The sequence below is a fragment of the Mycobacterium sp. AMU20-3851 genome (assembly GCF_043974665.1).
GTDB lineage: Bacteria > Actinomycetota > Actinomycetes > Mycobacteriales > Mycobacteriaceae > Mycobacterium.
Genome location: NZ_CP146371.1, coordinates 3,433,711 through 3,449,674, shown reverse-complemented (window position 1 = coordinate 3,449,674; position 15,964 = coordinate 3,433,711). Strand labels below are relative to the sequence as shown.

Below are 15,964 nucleotides of genomic sequence, written 5' to 3'. Positions count from 1 at the left end.
TCAGCCCAGCTTGTCGCCGAACACCCGAGCCATCGCCTCCCAGTGCCGTGTCGCGGCCGCCTCGTCGTACGGGGCGTTGTCCGGCACGGCGAAACCGTGGCCGGCCGGGTAGATCTCGACGGTGTGCTCGACGCCGGCGGCGGTGAGCGCCTTGTCCAGCGTCTCGGCGTTCTCCACGGTGAACGACGCGTCCGCCTCGGCGCCGGCCACGTACACCGCGGCCTGGATCTTCTCCGCCAGCAGATGCGGGCTGCCCGGATCGTCGGTCACCAGACCGCCGCCGTGGAACGACATCGCCGCCGCCACCCGATCGGGTACCCGGCCCGCGACGATCAGCGAAGTGCGCCCACCCATGCAGTAGCCGGTGGTGCCGAAGGTGGACCCGCGGACGTCGGGGCGGGCCTGCAGGTAGTCGAAGAAGGCTGCCGCGTCGGCGGCCATGATCTCCGGGGTGACCGTGCCGATCATGCCGAACAGGCGGGCGCGCTCCTTGGCGTCACCGAACACGTTGGCCATGTCGAACGGGGCCCAATCCGGGTTGCGGTAGTACACGTCGGGAACCAGCACGACGTATCCGTGGCCGGCGAGCCGGGCGGCCATCTCGTCGAAGGTGTCGCGGGCGCCGCCCGCGTCGGGGTACATCACCACCGCGGGCCACGGCCCGTCTCCGTCCGGCGTGGCGACGCTGACCCGGCAGGTGCCGTCGGCAGTGGTGATGGTGTCGGTGGTGATCGGCATGATGAGAAATCTCCCGTCGCTTCGCTCGCCCCTACGTTCTACCGCAGACATCGGGCCGTAAGCTGGCGACGTGCCCATCGCGACCCCGTATGAGGATCTGCTGCGCCTGGTGATGGAGCAGGGGACACCGAAGTCAGACCGGACCGGTACCGGCACCCGTAGCCTGTTCGGGCACCAGATGCGCTACGACCTGGCCGCCGGGTTCCCGCTGATCACCACCAAGAAGGTGCACACCAAGTCCATCGTCTACGAGTTGCTGTGGTTCCTGCGGGGTGACTCCAACGTGCGCTGGCTGCAAGAGCACGGCGTCACCATCTGGGATGAATGGGCCTCGGACACAGGGGATCTGGGTCCGGTCTACGGCGTGCAGTGGCGGTCCTGGCCGACCCCGTCGGGTGAGCACATCGACCAGATCTCGAGCGCCCTGGAACTGCTGAAGAGCGACCCGGATTCGCGCCGCAACATCGTCTCGGCCTGGAACGTGGGGGAGATCCCGCAGATGGCGCTGCCGCCATGCCACGCGTTCTTCCAGTTCTACGTCGCCGACGGCAAGCTGTCCTGCCAGCTGTACCAGCGCAGCGCGGACCTGTTCCTCGGGGTGCCGTTCAACATCGCCAGCTATGCGTTGCTGACCCACATGATGGCCGCCCAGGCCGGGCTCGGCGTGGGGGAGTTCATCTGGACCGGCGGGGACTGCCACATCTACGACAACCACGTGGAGCAGGTGGCCTTGCAGCTGTCCCGCGAACCCCGGTCGTACCCCGAACTGGTCCTGGCGCAGCGTGATTCGATCTTCGACTACACCTACGAGGACATCAGCGTGCGCAACTACGACCCGCACCCGGGCATCAAGGCCCCGGTCGCGGTATGACCTTCCGGCTGGTCTGGGCGCAGTCCTCCTCCGGGGTGATCGGGCGCGACAACACGATCCCGTGGCGGGTGCCCGAGGACATGGCCCGCTTCAAAGAGCTGACCATGGGCCACACCGTGCTCATGGGGCGGCTCACCTGGAAGTCGCTGCCGGCGAAGTTCCGCCCGTTGCCGGGCCGGCGCAATCTCGTGCTCAGCCGCGACCCGGACTACCAGGCCGAAGGGGCCGAGGTGGTCACCGCGGTGCCCGCCGATTTCGACGGCTGGATCATCGGCGGAGCCCAGATCTACGCGGCCACCGTGGCGCTGGCACAACGGTGCGAGGTCACCGAGATCGACGTCGACCTGCGCCGCGACGACCACGATGCGGTGGCGCCCCTGCTCGACGAATCCTGGACCGGCACCGAGGGGGAGTGGCTGACCAGCCGCTCGGGTCTGCGGTACCGCTTCAACAGTTATGTGAGGACCTGAGGCGAGGCGTGCCCACTCTGACCGCCGCGCAGGCCCGCCGGGTCGCCGTCGCCGCCCAAGGATTCCACGAGCCGAAGCCGTCCGGTGCGCTCACCCGCGCGCACCTGAAGCGGCTGATCTCCAGAATCCAGGTCCTGCAACTGGATTCGGTGTCGGTCGCGGTGCGGGCCCACTACGCGCCGGTTTTCAGCCGGCTGGGTCCGTATGAGCGTGACGTGCTGGACCGGGCGGCATGGGCGCACACCGCGCGCTCGCCCCGGCTGCTGGTGGAGTACTGGGCGCACGAGGCGGCGCTGATGTCAGTGGAGGATTGGCCGCTGCTGCGGTGGCGGATGGCCGAATACGAACACGGTCGCTGGGGCCGGGAGATCGTCAGGAAGAACGGCCGACTGGCCGAGGACATCGTCGAGGCGGTCGCCGAACTGGGACCGTGCACCGCCGGGCAGATCGAGGCACATCTGGAAGCCGAACCGCGTGGCCGCAAGGGGCCCTGGTGGGATCGCAGTGACACCAAGTGGGTGGCCGAAGCGCTGTGGTCCTCCGGTGTGCTGACCACCGCGACACGGGTCGGGTTCGCACGGCACTATGACCTGACCGAACGCGTGTTGCCCCCGGAGGTGCTGGCCCGCGAGGTCTCCGACGAGGAAGCGGTGCGGGAGCTCATCCTGCGGGCGGCCGGCGCGTTGGGGGTGGCCACCGAGCCGGACCTTCGTGACTATTTCCGGCTCAACCCCCGGCAGAGCAAGCCGGCGGTCGCCGCACTGGTCGCCGCGGGCGAGTTGGAACCGGTGGACGTCGAGGGCTGGAACGCGCCGGCCTACCTGCGGGCCGGGCAGCGGGTGCCCCGCCGAGACCGGGGTACTGCGCTGCTGTGCCCGTTCGACCCCCTGATCTTCTTCCGGCCGCGGATGGAGCGGCTGTTCGATTTCCATTACCGCCTGGAGATCTACACCCCAGCCGAGAAGCGCCGGTTCGGCTACTACGTGTGGCCGTTCCTGCTCGACGGGGAACTCGTGGGCCGGGTCGACCTCAAAGCCGACCGCGGCTCCGGCGCCCTGCAGGTCGTCGGCGCCTTCACCGAGGACGGTCGCAACCCCACGCAGGTGGCCGCCGCGATGGCCGGCGAGCTGCGCTCGATGGCCGGTTGGCTCGGCCTCGACGATGTCGCGGTCGGCGAGCGCGGAGATCTGGTCCGGCCGTTGCGGACCGCGCTACGGGCCTGAGCCCGGGTCGTCCTCTCGGGTGGCTGGGCGAGCGCGTCCCCCGACGAAGAGATGACGGATGCGTAAATTAGGTGCACACTGTTCGAGATGTCTGGGGGGTGGTTGGGCCGTCTGCTGCGGAACGCCGACCAGTTCCATTGGTTCAGCGCCTACCTGCATGACCGCCGACTGGATCAGCAGTGGCGGTTGGCCACCTTCGGATTCACCGTCTTCTTCACCGCGATTCCGGTGCTGATGTTGGTGAGCCACTACGGACCGAGCAGTGCACCGACGCGTGCGGTGGCCATCGGGGCCGCGGTGCTGGGCTCGGCCGCCGGATCGCTCTGGCTGGTCGGGTGGCCGACCCGCGCGCAGTCGCTGCTGTTCTATTCGGTGTGCTCGACGTCGATCGCTGGGAGTTGCCTGGTGATATCGACCTCCTACGGCGCCCTGATGGGCTGCACGATGTTCGCCGCCGTGGGCGGCTTGCTTGCCTTCTTCCACGCCCTGGTCCATGTGCTGGCGAACTTTTCGGTGGGCTTGTGCTGCGCGCTGGTCGCCTCCTTCCGGTTGTTCGCCGACACCGGGGACCACGCGCTGGTGCTGGCCTCGCTGTTGTTGGTGATCGGCCTGAACATCGGCGTCCCGCTCGGCGTTCACGCCCTGGTGTACTCGCTGCGCCGCGAGTTGCGGTCCTCGGACCGCGATCCGCTCACCGGGCTGCGTAACCGGCGGTCGTTCTACAGTTCGGTGCACGAGATGATGCTGGAGCGCCGCGGGGGGCGGGCTGTGGTGAACGTGACGATGATCGACGTCGATGACTTCAAGAGGCTGAACGACACGCGCGGGCACGCCGCCGGAGATGAGGCGCTGGTCCGGATCGCCGCGGTACTGCGCCACAACTGTGGGGCGGGCGTCATCGCGGCGCGCCTGGGCGGGGAGGAGTTCGTCGTCGCCGATCTGTCCGGTCCGGAGCGACACGCCCAGATGATCGAGCGGATTCGGGCCGGTATCGCCGAGTTGCCGGTGCGGATCACCGCAAGCCTGGGTACCTGCGCCGCCGAGATCGACGGGGACGTCGAGGCCGCGCATCCGAAGTTCCTGGACCAGGTCATCGGGGCGGCGGACGCGGCGATGTACCGGTCCAAGCGGGCCGGCGGGAACCGCGTGCAGCACCGCACACTCCACCCGACCTCAACCTCACCGTGACCTTAAATATCTCTTATTTTTCTTAAATTGGGTGTACCGTGGCCGAATACGCGGCGAAAGGACCCCGACATGCACGAACCCCATATCGCCCTGGTGACCAGTGCTTCCCGCGGCATCGGAGCGGAGGTCGCCCACCAGCTCGCCCACCCCGGAACCCACGTGATCGTGAACTACCGGGAGAAGGCCGGTCGCGCGCACGCGGTCGCCGACGCCATCCGCGATGCCGGCGGGCACGCGTCGGCCGTCGCCGCCGACATCTCCGACGAGTCCGCGGCCGAGACCATGCTCTCCGGTATCCGGCAGCGCTTCGGCCGACTGGACACCTTGGTGCTCAACGCCTCCGGTGGGCTGGAGAGCGGCGCGGACCCCTCCTACGCCATGCGGCTGAACCGTGACGCGCAGCGCCGGTTGGTCACCCTGGCGCTACCGCTGATGCCCGCCGGTTCGCGCGTCGTGTTCGTCACCAGCCATCAGGCGCACTTCTACCCGCACAAAGCGGTGCCGCTGGGCTATGCGCCGATCGCGGCCAGCATGCGGGCCGGGGAAACCGCGATGTACGGCATGCGCTACGAATTCGGCAGGCGGGGAATCCATTTCACCGTGGTCTCCGGTGACATGATCGACGGCACGAACGTTCTCACCCGACTGCACGGCCCGGCGCTGGAACCGCGCCGTCGCGCGCCGCTACCGTCGGCCGACGAGTTCGCCGCGGCCATCGCCGGTGCGGCGCAGTCACAGTTCCACCCCGGCATCGTCTACGTCGGCGGGTCGGAGTACCTGCGTACCGCCTGACGACGGCTGCGGCCATACCGGTGCCGGCCGCAGACTGGCCAGCGCGGCGCTGCTGATCGCCATCAGAACCATTGTCAGCACGAGGAATTCGGAGTATCCGCCGAACCGGTCGAAGCTGAGTCCCGCGGCCAGCGGGCCGAACGCTGTGCCCAGCGACAGCGCTGCGACCAGTCCGCCGAACAGGCCGCCGAAGTTGCGCAGTCCGAAATAGCGTGCCGCCAGGTAAGCGATGACGTCCACCTCGGCGCCCAACGTCAATCCGAACAGGGCTGCGGCAATCGTCTGGCTCACCGGATCGGTGCCGTCGACGAGCAGCAGGGCGGCACCCGCGATCGGAACCAGATAGGCACAGGCGCCGACGACGCGACCGGAGAACCGGTCCAACAGCAGACCCACGCCCAACCGTCCGACGATCGAGAACACGCCGACCAGGGCGGCGGTACCCGCGGCGGCCAGCGGTTCGGCGCCGGCATCCCGCAGGATCGGCACCAGGTGCACCACCACCCCCAGCGTGGTGAAGGCGAACAGCCCGGCGGCCAACAACAGCCTGTAGAACGTGGCCGAGCACAGTCCTTCACGCAAGGTCACTCCCGGCAGCGCGGCCACCGGGGCGGGCCCGGTCGTGGGCACCGCCGGTTCGGTCTTGCGGTCCTGCGCGCCCCGGAAGAACAGGGCGACGGCCAGCACCACGAGGGCGCCCCAAGCCGCGCCCAGGCCGAGGAACGCGCCACGCCACCCCCACTGGCCGATGAAGGCAGTGGCCAGCGCCGGGAACAGCGCGGCTCCCAGCGACCCGCCCGACAGCGTCACGGCGAACGCCAGGCCGCGCGAGCTCTCGAACCGGCTGGCGACGGCGCTGGTCCAGACCGTGGTCTGCACCCAGAAACTGGCGAACGCGAGCACGGACCACAGCAGAATCCAGTTGGCCATCGTCCCGGAGGCCGTGCTGAACAGCCCGAACGCGGCCGCCATCAGCAGCGTCCCGATCAGCCCGACCCGACGCGGACCCATCCGGTCGACCATCAACCCGATCGGCAGGGCGGCGACGGCCGCCGCGCCGCCGACGATGGTCAGCCCGACCGAGGCCTGCGCCCGGGTCCAGCCGAACTCGTCCTGCAGCGGCGCCATGAACGCGCCCAGGGAATAGACGTGAATCACGCCGAGCGAATAGCCGAGTGCGGCGGCGACGGGAACGGTGCCGTAGCGCCGCCATTCCAGGAGAGCGGAGCGCTCGGTTCCGGGCATGCCGGAAGGTTACAAGACCGAACTCATTTGTAACTTACCTACGGAGGGGTCGATCGGCCAACGACCCCCCAGGTCCGCCGCTTTTCCACCGCCCGACGCGCACATGACGCAGAGCCCATCCCGGTTACCCCACGGCGATGCATAATTCGCTCGTACCTACGGGTAATCTGACCCGCGTGAGCACCAGTGGAATCGATGTCGGCGCACGTTTGGGCACCGTGCTGACTGCGATGGTGACGCCGTTCGGCCCGGACGGCTCGCTTGATCTGGCTGCCGCCAAGAAGGTGGCGACCCACCTCGTCGACTCCGGCTGTGACGGTCTGGTGGTGTCCGGCACCACCGGGGAGTCGCCGACCACGACCGACGACGAGAAGATCGCGCTGCTGGAGACGGTGCTCGAGGCTGTCGGTGACCGCGCCCGCATCATCGCCGGTGCCGGCAGCTATGACACCGCGCACAGTGTGCACCTGGCCAAGGCCAGTGCTGCCGCCGGTGCGCACGGCCTGCTGGTCGTCACTCCGTACTATTCGCGTCCGTCGCAGCGTGGCCTGGTCGCGCACTTCACCGCGGTCGCCGACGCCACCGATCTGCCGGTGGTGCTCTACGACATCCCGCCGCGCTCGGTGGTGCCGATCGATTGGGACACCCTGCGCACGCTGGCCGCGCATCCCAACATCGTCGCGGTCAAGGACGCCAAGGGCGACCTGCACGGCGCCGGCCAGATCATGGCCGAGACCGGCATCGCGTACTACTCCGGCGACGACGCGCTGAACCTGCCGTGGCTGGCAATGGGCGCCATCGGATTCATCAGCGTCTGGGGACACGTCGCGGCCGGCGAGCTACGAGAGATGCTGTCGGCGTTCAACTCCGGTGACGTCTCCACCGCACGCAAGATCAACACCACGTTGGGATCGCTGTTCTACGCGCAGTGCCGCCTGGGTGGGGTGACGATGTCCAAGGAGGGGCTGCGCCTGCTCGGCGTCGACGCCGGAGATCCCCGGCTGCCGCAGTTGCCGGCGACCCCGTCGGAAATCGAAGACCTCGCTGCCGATATGCGGTCGGCCGGCGTTCTGCGATGAGCAGGGGTGCCGGCGGACCGGCTACAGCGGGCAAGGGCGCCGTCGAGCCGGCTCCGGCTAGCACCGATCTGGCGCCTCCCGGACCGCTGGCTCCCGGCGGACTGCGCGTGACCGCGCTGGGCGGAATCAGCGAAATCGGCCGCAACATGACCGTTTTCGAGCACCTGGGCCGCCTGCTGATCATCGACTGCGGGGTGTTGTTCCCCGGTCACGACGAACCCGGCGTCGACCTGATCCTGCCGGACCTGCGCCACATCGAGAGCCGGCTCGACGACATCGAGGCGCTGGTGCTCACCCATGCCCACGAGGACCACATCGGTGCCATCCCGCACCTGCTCAAGCTGCGCGGCGACATCCCGGTCGTCGGATCCCGGTTCACGTTGGCGCTGGTGGCCGAGAAGTGCCGGGAGCACCGCATCAAACCCAAGCTCACCATCGTCTCCGAAGGGGAGCGCAGCACCCACGGGGTGTTCGAATGCCAGTACTTCGCGGTGAACCACTCGATACCGGATGCGCTGGCGATCGCCGTGCACACCGGCGCCGGGACGGTCCTGCACACCGGCGACATCAAGCTCGACCAGTTGCCGCCCGACGGTCGTCCCACCGACCTGCCGGGGATGTCGCGGCTCGGCGACGCCGGCGTGGATCTGTTCCTGTGCGATTCGACCAACGCCGAGCATCCCGGGGTGAGCCCGTCCGAAAGCGAGGTCGGCCCGACGCTGCACCGGCTGATCCGCGGCGCCGACGGCCGGGTGATCGTCGCCTGCTTCGCCTCCAATGTCGATCGGGTGCAACAGATCATCGACGCCGCGGTGGCACTCGGACGGAAGGTGTCCTTCGTCGGACGTTCGATGGTCCGCAACATGGGCATCGCGCGTGAACTCGGCTTCTTGACGGTGGCCGACGAGGACATCCTCGATATCGCCGCCGCGGAGATGATGCCCGCCGACCGGGTCGTGTTGATCACCACCGGCACGCAGGGCGAGCCGATGGCCGCGCTGTCGCGGATGTCGCGGGGCGAGCATCGCAGCATCACGCTGACCGCCGGTGATCTGATCATCCTGTCCTCCTCGCTCATCCCCGGCAACGAGGAGGCGGTTTTCGGTGTCATCGACGCGCTGTCCAAGGTCGGCGCCCGGGTGGTCACCAATGCCCAGGCGCGCGTGCATGTTTCGGGGCACGCGTACGCCGGCGAGTTGCTGTTCCTCTACAACGGGGTGCGTCCTCGTAACGTGATGCCGGTGCACGGCACCTGGCGGCACCTGCGCGCCAACGCGGCGCTGGCGGTGCGTACCGGTGTGCCACCGGAGAACGTGGTGCTGGCCGAGAACGGTGTCAGCGTCGACCTGGTGAACGGGGTGGCCTCGATCGCGGGTGCCGTGCCGGTCGGCAAGATGTTCGTCGACGGGCTGGTCACCGGTGATGTCGGAGAGTCGACTCTCGGTGAGAGGCTCACGCTGTCATCGGGTTTCGTCGCGGTCACGGTGGTGGTGCACCGCGGTACCGGTCGCGCGGCGGGCCCGGCGCACCTGCACTCGCGGGGCTTCTCCGAGGATCCCAAGGCACTGGAGCCGGTGGCGGCCAAGGTGGCCGCCGAGCTCGAGCGCCTCGCCGGCGACCAGGTGGTCGACCCGGGGCGCATCGCGCAGGCGGTGCGCCGCACGGTCGGCAAGTGGGTGGGGGAGACCTACCGCCGTCAGCCGATGATCGTTCCGACGGTCATCGAGATCTAGTCTCTGCGCACGGCCAGAGCGGTCCATTCGATCGGCGATGCGGTGATGTGGCGTTTCGTCTGCCGGATGTACATGTCGCGGTAGTAGCTGGGACCCGCCTGTTCGATCACGCGCCACCCGTACCCGCGCAGGATGTCTTCCAGGTGTTCGGGGGCGAACCCGGACTTCCAGACCTGGCGGCGCCGTCTGAACTTCCGGTAGACCGACTGCGCGCCATACAGATCCGTGCCATCGATGAAGTCCTGCCGGACGTAACTGAAGATCAGGCGGCTGCCCGGATGCACTGCCCGCAACTGCTCGAACATCCCGTGCACGGCGTCGGGGGTGAGGTACTGAGTGACGCCCTCCCAGACGAACAGCGTCCGTCCGGTGTCCCGTAAGCCCATCTCGGTCAACCGGCCCAGTACGTTGTCGTGCTCGAAGTCGGCGACGCCCAGGCGTACCGAGGCGGGCACGCTGCCCAGTACGCGCTGGACCGTCACCATCTTGCGGTCGATGTTTACCTGTTGGTCGAGCTCGAAGACCGGAAGGTCGCTGTAGCGGGCGATCCGGTAGGGCCGGGTGTCCAGTCCCGAGCCCAGGATCACCACGGCATCGATCTCGTTGGCCGGGTCGGATATCCGCTCGTCGATGAAGCGTTTGCGGCAGGCGATGCTGGCCCATAGACCCGGCCCGGCCCGCTCCGAGGCGGCGATCAGGGTGGCCCGCAACAGCCTGGACCGGGTCAACCGCACCAGTGCGCGCAAGCCGACAGGCAGGAAGGACGCCGCCAGGTCGTCGTCGACCAGGCGGCGGCCAGCGGCTTCGTTGTGTTCGACGGCTGCCAGCACCATCGGTCCGAAGGCCGTCTGTGCGGCGGGGTTTCGCGGCACTAGCGCTTGTTCACGTAGCCTGCGTCCAGCGGCAGCGTCACCCCGGTGACGTAGCGGGCCGCGTCGGAGACCAGCCAGAGCACCGCGTTGGCGATGTCGTCGACGTCGAGGGTCTGCACCGGCAGGGCGTTGGACATGTCCGGTCCGTGCTGGGACTCCTGCGCCAGCCCGGCCAGCCAGCTGCGGGTGAAGTCGTTGTCGATCATCGGCGTGTCGACACCGGCCGGGTGGATGGAGTTCACCCGGATATTGAACTGGGCGAGCACATTTGCATACACCCGCATCAGGCCGACGATGCCATGCTTGGCGGCCGCGTAGCCGACCGACCCGGCGATGGGGGAGCCCAGCCCGACCAGTCCGGCCACCGAACTGGTCAGCACGATCGATCCGCCGTTGCCGAACTTGACCATCGGTTTCATCGCCACGTCGACGGTGTTGTAGACACCGGTGAGGTTCACGTCGATGACGTCCTGCCAGGCATCGTCACCGGCCATCGGCGCGATCCCGGCGTTGGCGATGACGATGTCGAGACGCTCCCCGAGTGCCTCGGTGCCCGCGCGCAGGGCGGTCTTCAGCGAATCACGGTCGCGGACATCGGCTTCGGCGGCGAAGATCCGGGCACCGGTCTCCTCGACCAGTTTGACCGTGGCGGCCAGGTCATCAGGTGTGGCCAACGGGTAGGGCACCGATGCGATCTGCTCGCACAGGTCGACGGCAATGATGTCGGCGCCCTCGGCGGCCAGCTTCACCGCGTGCGCGCGACCCTGGCCACGCGCCGCGCCGGTGATGAAGGCGACCTTCCCGGACAGCGATCCCATCTCGGCCGCTAACCGCGCAGCCGGCCCTTGGCGGGGTCCCCGCCCACGACCGGGGTGAGCATCTTGATGTCGGGAGCGCCGTCGAGATGCTCACCGACCGCACCGAACATCTTGCCGATCGCGGGCGCGGTGCTGTGCGTCTTGAGCGCATCGGCGTCGGCCCACTGCTCGATGAATACGAAGGTGTTGCCGGTCTCGTGCAGCGCGTAGAGCTCACAGCCGGGCTCGGCGTGGACCTCGGCGAGAGCCTCGGTGCAGGCGGCGCGGACGATGTCCACCGACTCGGGCTTGGCGGTCATGGTGGCTACGACGACAACGGGCATGCAACGCTCCTCGCTGAGGGTGACAAGAGTGGAGAGTGACCGGACAGGTGTCCAGCTTACTCAGGCGGTCGCGGAAGTCTGCACGGGACACGTCCGTGCGGGACACCGTGTTTGCGGGCCTCGGTCACCATCAGCACGACCACCGCCGCGGTGAGCAGGAGCAGGTCGAAGGTGAACGAGCGAGTCGCCGCGTTCACCATCAGGTCGGTCACGAAATCGGGCAGAAACGACCGGCCGGAGCCCAGATAGGCGATGTTCTGCGTCCAGGTCGCGACCAGCGCGATCACGGCGATTGCGGCGCAGAGGGCGCAGCGGACCCTGTTCGAGGTGGTCATGCCGGAACCGTAGGGCGGTTTCGGCATTTCGATACCACTTTTGTGACAGGTGTGGCAGATGGTGAAAATGGGACGGGAGCGACTAGGCTGACGTTCATGGCCAACAAGACCGCCGCCCGGTCCGGAGCCCGTTCGAGCAGCTCAAAGGGCAGTTCCAGCTCGCGGACCGGATCGAAACCGGCGCGCCCGGCAGCCCCGCGCAAGCCGGCTCCCCGTAAGCCGGCGGCCCGCCGCAAGCCGGCCCCCCGCCGCAGTCCGTCCCGCTTTGCCGCCGCCGGAGCCGCCGTAGGGCGGGGCACCCGGGCCGGGTGGCTGATGGTCGCCAAGGGTGCGGGATCCACCGCCCGCTCGGTCGGCCGGGCCCGGGACCTCGAACCCGGCCACCGTCGCGACGGCATCGCGCTCGCGCTGCTCGGTGTCGCCGTCGTCGTCGCCGCCAGTTCCTGGTTCGACGCGGCCCGGCCGGTCGGCGGCTGGATCGACACAGTGGTGCGCAGCGTCATCGGTGGTGCCGTGGTGCTGGTGCCGATCATCCTCGCCGTCATCGCCGTGGTGCTGATGCGCACCGAACCGGATCCCGACGCCCGGCCCCGGTTGATCCTGGGCTCGGCGATGATCGCGCTGCCGGTGCTGGGGCTGTGGCACATCTGGGCGGGCGCACCGCTGGACCCCGCGGATCGTCGCCAGGCCGCCGGGTTCGCCGGCTTCGTGCTGGGCGGCCCGCTCTCGGACGGGCTCACCGTGTGGATCGCCACGCCGCTGCTCGTCATCGGCGTGATGTTCGGCCTGCTGCTGCTGACCGGGACCACCATCCGTGAGCTGCCCGACACGCTGCGCTCCATGTTCGGCACCCGGGAGTTCGACGACTACGACGACGAGTACTACGACGAGGACGCCGAATACGACGACGCCGATTACGACGACGCGGTCACCGAGGACTTCTCCGACGGGTACTACGACGACGATTACGGCGACGCGCAGAAGTGGCCGGCTCCGGCCGCGGCCCTGCCCGCCGGGTCGCCGATGGACAATTACCCGCTGCCCGGAGAGGTCGCCGAAGTCGAGCCCCCGACGGCGCCGGAACCCGTTGTGGCCAAACCACGTAAGCCCAAGGCCGAACCGAAGAAGCCGAAGCCCGAAGAGACGCTGGTGATGGACCGGGTGGTCGAGGGCCCGTACAACCTCCCGTCGTTGGACCTGTTGATCGCCGGTGACCCGCCCAAGCTGCGCACCGCGGCCAACGATCAGATGGAAGCCGCCATCACCTCGGTGCTGCAGCAGTTCAAGGTCGACGCCGCGGTCACCGGGTGCACCCGCGGCCCGACCGTCACCCGCTACGAGGTCGAACTCGGCCCGGGCGTGAAGGTCGAGAAGATCACTGCGCTGCACCGCAATATCGCCTACGCGGTCGCCACCGAGAGTGTGCGCATGCTCGCGCCCATCCCGGGTAAGTCCGCCGTCGGCATCGAGGTGCCCAACACCGACCGCGAGATGGTCCGGCTGGCCGACGTGCTGACCGCGCCCAGTACGCGGCGCGACCACCACCCGTTGGTCATCGGTCTCGGCAAGGACATCGAGGGCGACTTCGTCTCGGCGAACCTCGCCAAGATGCCGCACCTGCTGGTCGCCGGTTCCACCGGCTCCGGTAAGTCCAGCTTCGTCAACTCGATGCTGGTCTCGCTGCTGGCGCGGGCCACCCCGGAGGAGGTCAGGATGATCCTGATCGACCCGAAGATGGTGGAACTCACGCCGTATGAAGGCATTCCGCACCTGATCACGCCGATCATCACCGAGCCCAAGAAGGCCGCGGCCGCGCTGGCCTGGTTGGTCGAGGAGATGGAACAGCGCTACCAGGACATGAAGGCCTCCCGGGTGCGTCACATCGACGTGTTCAACGAAAAGGTGCGCTCAGGAGAGATCTCCACACCGCTGGGCAGCGAGCGGGTCTACAAGCCCTACCCGTACATCCTGGCCATCGTCGACGAGCTCGCCGACCTGATGATGACCGCGCCGCGCGACGTCGAAGAGGCGATCGTGCGTATCACGCAAAAGGCCCGCGCTGCCGGTATCCACCTGGTGCTGGCCACGCAGCGGCCGTCGGTGGACGTCGTGACCGGTCTGATCAAGACCAACGTGCCGTCCCGGCTGGCGTTCGCGACCTCCTCGCTGACCGACAGCCGCGTCATCCTGGACCAGCCGGGTGCGGAGAAGCTGATCGGTATGGGCGACGGCCTGTTCCTGCCGATGGGGGCGAACAAGCCGCTGCGCATGCAGGGCGCGTTCATCACCGACGAGGAGATCCACGCCGTCGTCGAGGCGTCCAAGGCACAGGCCGAACCGGAGTTCGTCGAAGGCGTCACCGCGGTCAAGGCCGGCGAGCGCAAGGACGTCGACCCCGACATCGGCGACGATATGGACGTCTTCCTGCAGGCCGTCGAACTGGTGGTGTCCAGTCAGTTCGGCTCCACCTCGATGCTGCAGCGCAAGCTTCGCGTCGGGTTCGCCAAGGCTGGCCGCCTGATGGACCTGATGGAGAACCGCGGCATCGTCGGCCCGTCGGAGGGCTCCAAGGCCCGTGAGGTGCTGGTCAAGCCCGACGAGCTGGCCGGCACGCTGATGCTGATCCGCGGCGGGGCCGACGCCAACGGCGCCGACACCGGTGACGACGAGGACGACGAGTTCTAGATGTATTCGGCCATCAGGTTGGTCGCAGTCGGCTGATGGGTGGTAGTCCGTCGAGTGCGCTGTGGCGGCGTTGAGTGTTGTAGAACTCGACCCAGGGTGCAAGGGCTTGGGCGCGGTCGGCGTTGGAGGCGAACACTCGCCGGTAAGACCATTCGCTTTGCAGGGTGCGGTTATAGCGTTCTACCTTGCCGTTCTGCCATGGGCAATGCGGCTTGATGAACAGGTGTTTGGCGTGAAGTTGGCGCAGGACTGCGGCGACGTCGGTGGAGCGCCGGTAACTCCAGTGGTTGTCGGTGATGACGCCTTCGATGGCCGTAATGCCGTGGGATTGAAAGTAAATAGCCGCCCTGGCGATGAAAGCAGCGCACGTCGCTCCTTTCTCGTCGGCATGAATTTCTGAGTAGGCCAGCCGGCTGTGGTCATCGACCATCGAGTGCACGTAGTCATAGCCGATCCCGCGGCCGCGGACCTTCTCGCTGCGGCCATGCGCACGCCACCCGCCACCGTCCGGGATGCGTCCGAGCTTCTTGACATCGACATGCACCAATTCGCCAGGGCGGTCTCGCTCATAGCGTCGGGTGGTGGCTTTGGATGCTTTGATCACCGCGCCGGTCATCGGATCGCAGTCCCGCAGATAGGGGACACCGCGGCGACGCAGAATCCGAGCCACCGTGCGGGCCGGGATTCCGAGCTCAGGGCCCAGACAGTCCTGGCCGCGGCGGTGTTTACGCCGCGCGGCGACTACTTGGCGTTCCACGCGTGCTGGGGTCTTGGTTGGGCTGTGGTGCGGTCGTGAGGACCGGTCATGAAGTCCGGCTTCGCCTTCAGCGGCGAAACGGCTGATCCAGGTGTGTACGCATTTGCGGGAGATGCCCATCGCGTCGGCGATATGGGCCTGTTTCCAGCCCTGCTGGTGGCGTTGCACGATCAGCAATCGGCCATGCAGGGTGGTGCGGGCATTACGGTGGGACACGAGAACCTCCGGGTTGGTGATGGGCCTTCGACAAGCCACACCTCACCCGGAGGTTCTCCTCACATCAAGCCAACACGCCCGCTACCAACGTCATGGCTGAATACATCTAGAGCGTGAGCAGCATCCGGGTGTTGCCGAGGGTATTGGGCTTGACGTAGGACAGGTCCAGGAACTCGGCAACACCGGTGTCGTAGGAGCGGCACATCTCCTCGTAGACCTCGGCGGTCACCGGGGTGCCCTCGATCTCGGTGAAACCGTGCCTGCTGAAGAACTCGGTCTCGAAGGTGAGCACGAAGATGCGGTGCAGATGCAGATCGCGCGCGACATCGAGCAGTTGAGCGACCACCCGGTGCCCGACGCCGTGACCACGGACCTTGGGGTGCACGGCGACGGTGCGCACCTCACCGAGATCGGCCCACAGCACGTGCAGGGCGCCGCAGGCGACGACCTCACCGGCCAGCTCGGCGACCCAGAACTCCTGCACGGCCTCGTACAGCGTGACCAGGTTCTTCTCCAGCAGGATCTTGCCGGCGTAGATGTCGACGAGCGCCTTGATGGCGGGCACATCGGAGGTGTTGGCCCGACGCACGGCCAGTTCATCGAGGTCCTCGCTCACAGC

16 protein-coding genes are annotated in these 15,964 nt (G+C 67.9%); 8 read left to right on the top strand and 8 right to left on the bottom strand.

All coding sequences use genetic code 11. The annotated features are described in order from the left end of the window. Positions 1 to 738, bottom strand: a complete 738-nt coding sequence (locus V4U86_RS16545; protein ID WP_395307046.1) for a dienelactone hydrolase family protein — start codon at positions 736 to 738, stop codon at positions 1 to 3. Positions 739 to 808: 70 nt separating this feature from the next. Between V4U86_RS16545 and V4U86_RS16540 the strand changes: the two genes are divergently transcribed. From V4U86_RS16540 to V4U86_RS16520, 5 genes are all read left to right on the top strand, one after another. Continuing rightward, complete coding sequence (locus V4U86_RS16540) at positions 809 to 1,609, top strand: thymidylate synthase (RefSeq protein WP_395307045.1); 801 nt, start codon at positions 809 to 811, stop codon at positions 1,607 to 1,609. Then, positions 1,606 to 2,079 (top strand): dihydrofolate reductase, encoded by a 474-nt coding sequence (locus tag V4U86_RS16535; RefSeq protein WP_395307044.1) that lies wholly within the window; start codon positions 1,606 to 1,608, stop codon positions 2,077 to 2,079. The genes V4U86_RS16540 and V4U86_RS16535 overlap by 4 nt, the downstream gene beginning before the upstream one ends. 8 nt (positions 2,080 to 2,087) lie before the next feature. Then, entirely contained in the window at positions 2,088 to 3,302 is a 1,215-nt protein-coding gene (locus tag V4U86_RS16530) for a winged helix-turn-helix domain-containing protein (RefSeq protein WP_395307043.1), read from the top strand. An 87-nt stretch (positions 3,303 to 3,389) separates the two neighbouring features. Continuing rightward, complete coding sequence (locus V4U86_RS16525) at positions 3,390 to 4,490, top strand: GGDEF domain-containing protein (protein ID WP_395307042.1); 1,101 nt, start codon at positions 3,390 to 3,392, stop codon at positions 4,488 to 4,490. A gap of 69 nt (positions 4,491 to 4,559) precedes the next feature. Continuing rightward, complete coding sequence (locus V4U86_RS16520; protein ID WP_395307041.1) at positions 4,560 to 5,282, top strand: SDR family oxidoreductase; 723 nt, start codon at positions 4,560 to 4,562, stop codon at positions 5,280 to 5,282. Here the strand turns inward: V4U86_RS16520 and V4U86_RS16515 are convergent. Continuing rightward, complete coding sequence (locus tag V4U86_RS16515) at positions 5,223 to 6,527, bottom strand: MFS transporter (RefSeq protein ID WP_395307040.1); 1,305 nt, start codon at positions 6,525 to 6,527, stop codon at positions 5,223 to 5,225. The two genes, V4U86_RS16520 and V4U86_RS16515, sit on opposite strands and share 60 nt — an antisense overlap. Before the next feature lie 176 nt (positions 6,528 to 6,703). On the opposite strand from V4U86_RS16515, the gene dapA reads away from it, so the two are divergent. Then, entirely contained in the window at positions 6,704 to 7,606 is a 903-nt protein-coding gene (gene dapA, locus V4U86_RS16510; protein WP_395307039.1) for a 4-hydroxy-tetrahydrodipicolinate synthase, read from the top strand. Then, positions 7,603 to 9,339, top strand: coding sequence for a ribonuclease J (locus V4U86_RS16505; protein WP_395307038.1), 1,737 nt, complete (start codon positions 7,603 to 7,605; stop codon positions 9,337 to 9,339). Before dapA ends, V4U86_RS16505 begins: the two co-directional genes overlap by 4 nt. Here the strand turns inward: V4U86_RS16505 and V4U86_RS16500 are convergent. Genes V4U86_RS16500 through V4U86_RS16485 form a run of 4 tightly spaced genes read right to left on the bottom strand, consistent with a single transcriptional unit; the run spans position 9,336 to position 11,687 of the window. After that, entirely contained in the window at positions 9,336 to 10,211 is an 876-nt protein-coding gene (locus tag V4U86_RS16500; protein ID WP_395307037.1) for an SAM-dependent methyltransferase, read from the bottom strand. The genes V4U86_RS16505 and V4U86_RS16500 overlap by 4 nt on opposite strands. Beyond that, positions 10,211 to 11,029 carry a mycofactocin-coupled SDR family oxidoreductase gene (locus V4U86_RS16495; RefSeq protein ID WP_395307036.1) on the bottom strand — a complete coding sequence of 273 codons (819 nt, stop codon included), beginning with the start codon at positions 11,027 to 11,029 and terminating at the stop codon, positions 10,211 to 10,213. The genes V4U86_RS16500 and V4U86_RS16495 overlap by 1 nt, the downstream gene beginning before the upstream one ends. 8 nt (positions 11,030 to 11,037) lie before the next feature. Beyond that, positions 11,038 to 11,352 (bottom strand): putative quinol monooxygenase, encoded by a 315-nt coding sequence (locus tag V4U86_RS16490; protein WP_395307035.1) that lies wholly within the window; start codon positions 11,350 to 11,352, stop codon positions 11,038 to 11,040. Positions 11,353 to 11,408: 56 nt separating this feature from the next. Continuing rightward, the gene (locus V4U86_RS16485; RefSeq protein ID WP_395307034.1) at positions 11,409 to 11,687 is read right to left on the bottom strand and encodes a DUF2834 domain-containing protein; all 279 of its coding nucleotides are present in this window, start codon (positions 11,685 to 11,687) and stop codon (positions 11,409 to 11,411) included. A 96-nt stretch (positions 11,688 to 11,783) separates the two neighbouring features. On the opposite strand from V4U86_RS16485, the gene V4U86_RS16480 reads away from it, so the two are divergent. Next, on the top strand, positions 11,784 to 14,372 hold the full coding sequence (locus V4U86_RS16480) for an FtsK/SpoIIIE family DNA translocase (RefSeq protein ID WP_395307033.1): 2,589 nt from the start codon (positions 11,784 to 11,786) through the stop codon (positions 14,370 to 14,372). Positions 14,373 to 14,385: 13 nt separating this feature from the next. Here V4U86_RS16480 and V4U86_RS16475 read toward each other — a convergent pair whose 3' ends face one another. Beyond that, positions 14,386 to 15,345 (bottom strand): IS481 family transposase, encoded by a 960-nt coding sequence (locus tag V4U86_RS16475; RefSeq protein ID WP_395307032.1) that lies wholly within the window; start codon positions 15,343 to 15,345, stop codon positions 14,386 to 14,388. A 106-nt stretch (positions 15,346 to 15,451) separates the two neighbouring features. Beyond that, complete coding sequence (locus V4U86_RS16470; RefSeq protein ID WP_395307031.1) at positions 15,452 to 15,961, bottom strand: amino-acid N-acetyltransferase; 510 nt, start codon at positions 15,959 to 15,961, stop codon at positions 15,452 to 15,454. Between the last annotated feature and the right edge of the window lie 3 nt (positions 15,962 to 15,964).

What these genes read in the sequence shown, in the direction of transcription:
- V4U86_RS16495 (WP_395307036.1), bottom strand. Translation starts at nt 11,029, where the DNA reads ATGGGATCGCTGTCCGGGAAGGTCGCCTTCATCACCGGCGCGGCGCGT.
- V4U86_RS16490 (WP_395307035.1), bottom strand. Translation starts at nt 11,352, where the DNA reads ATGCCCGTTGTCGTCGTAGCCACCATGACCGCCAAGCCCGAGTCGGTG.
- V4U86_RS16485 (WP_395307034.1), bottom strand. Translation starts at nt 11,687, where the DNA reads ATGACCACCTCGAACAGGGTCCGCTGCGCCCTCTGCGCCGCAATCGCC.
- V4U86_RS16525 (WP_395307042.1), top strand. Translation starts at nt 3,390, where the DNA reads ATGTCTGGGGGGTGGTTGGGCCGTCTGCTGCGGAACGCCGACCAGTTC.
- V4U86_RS16505 (WP_395307038.1), top strand. Translation starts at nt 7,603, where the DNA reads ATGAGCAGGGGTGCCGGCGGACCGGCTACAGCGGGCAAGGGCGCCGTC.
- V4U86_RS16535 (WP_395307044.1), top strand. Translation starts at nt 1,606, where the DNA reads ATGACCTTCCGGCTGGTCTGGGCGCAGTCCTCCTCCGGGGTGATCGGG.
- V4U86_RS16545 (WP_395307046.1), bottom strand. Translation starts at nt 738, where the DNA reads ATGCCGATCACCACCGACACCATCACCACTGCCGACGGCACCTGCCGG.
- V4U86_RS16520 (WP_395307041.1), top strand. Translation starts at nt 4,560, where the DNA reads ATGCACGAACCCCATATCGCCCTGGTGACCAGTGCTTCCCGCGGCATC.
- V4U86_RS16480 (WP_395307033.1), top strand. Translation starts at nt 11,784, where the DNA reads ATGGCCAACAAGACCGCCGCCCGGTCCGGAGCCCGTTCGAGCAGCTCA.
- V4U86_RS16515 (WP_395307040.1), bottom strand. Translation starts at nt 6,527, where the DNA reads ATGCCCGGAACCGAGCGCTCCGCTCTCCTGGAATGGCGGCGCTACGGC.